This window comes from Plantactinospora alkalitolerans, assembly GCF_015690345.1.
Lineage (GTDB): Bacteria > Actinomycetota > Actinomycetes > Mycobacteriales > Micromonosporaceae > Plantactinospora > Plantactinospora alkalitolerans.
This window is the reverse complement of the sequence record NZ_JADPUN010000015.1, coordinates 1-1,470: the sequence shown is the minus strand read 5'-3', so window position 1 is coordinate 1,470 and position 1,470 is coordinate 1. Positions and strand designations below refer to the sequence as shown.

Annotated in this window: 1 protein-coding gene; it reads left to right on the top strand. The window is 69.2% G+C overall.

What is annotated here, in order from left to right; translation table 11 throughout:
* A partial coding sequence (locus I0C86_RS00080; RefSeq protein WP_196199068.1) for a cellulase family glycosylhydrolase occupies positions 1 to 1,347 on the top strand: 1,347 nt, incomplete at its 5' end.
* Between the last annotated feature and the right edge of the window lie 123 nt (positions 1,348 to 1,470).

Genomic DNA, 1,470 nt, shown 5'->3' with positions numbered 1-1,470 from the left:
GGGTGGGAGGGCCGCTACACCGTCACCAACGGCGGCAGCACCCCCATCACCTCGTGGCGGTTGGAGTTCGATCTGCCGGGCGGTACGACGATCGGCTCCTACTGGGACGCCACGCTGGTGAGCAGCGGCCAGCACCACACCTTCGGCAACCGCTCCTGGAACGGCAGGATCGCCCCCGGCGCCTCGGTGACGTTCGGGTTCCTCGGTGCCGGCCCGGGTGCCCCGGCCGGGTGCCGGTTGAACGGCGCGTCCTGCGACGGTACCGGCACGCCGACCCCGACACCCACGGCCGGCCCGACATCCACGCCCACGGCCGGCCCGACATCCACGCCCACGGCCGGCCCGACATCCACGCCCACGGCCGGCCCGACATCCACACCCACGGCCGGTCCGACGCCGACCGTTCCGCCGGGTACCACCCCGGTCGCCGCCAACGGCCAGCTCCGGGTCTGCGGCCGGCAGCTCTGCAACGCGGCCGGCAAGGCGATCCAGTTGCGGGGCATGAGCACGCACGGCCTCCAGTGGTACGCCAACTGCGCCACCGCCGGATCGCTCGACGTGCTCGCCGGCGAGTGGCGGGCCGACGTACTCCGGATCTCGATGTACATCCAGGAGGGCGGGTACGAGACCGACCCGCGCCGCTTCACCGACATGGTGCACAACTACATCGAGCTGGCCACCGCGCGTGGCATGTACGCCATCGTGGACTGGCACATGCTCAGTCCGGGCGACCCGAACTACAACCTGGACCGGGCGCGTACGTTCTTCGCCGAGATCGCCGATCGGCACCGGGCCAAGAACAACGTGATCTACGAGATCGCGAACGAACCCAACGAGGTGGCCTGGAGCGCCATCAAGAGTTACGCGGACCAGATCATCCCGGTGATCCGTACCCGGGACGCGGACGCGGTGGTGCTGGTCGGCACCCCGGACTGGTCGTCGCTCGGCGCCTCCGGCGAGGGTGGTGGGGCGGACGTCATCGCGGCCAATCCGGTGAGCGCCGGCAACGTGATGTACGTCTTCCACTTCTACGCCGCCTCGCACGACGACTACTACCTCGACACCGTGGCGCAGGCGGCGGACCGACTGCCGCTGTTCGTCACCGAGTTCGGCACCCAGGACTACTCCGGCGACGGCCCGAACGACTTCGCCATGGCGCAGCGTTATCTGGACCTGTTCGCCAGCAAGAAGATCAGCTGGGTGAACTGGAACTTCTCCGACGACTTCCGATCCGGCGCCGTCTTCACCCCCGGCACCTGCGACGCCGGCCAGTTCGGCGGCACCAACCGGCTCAAGGAGGCGGGTGTCTGGATCCGGGACCGGATCCGCACCCCCGACGACTTCTGAGCGATGAGTGGTGTTAGGAGGGGGCCCTTCTTCTACAGAAAACGATAAGAAGGGCCCCCTCCTTACAGCTCAGGCGAGGGTGACCGGCGCGGGGCGCAGGTGTAGGCGGACGCGGGTGTCGGG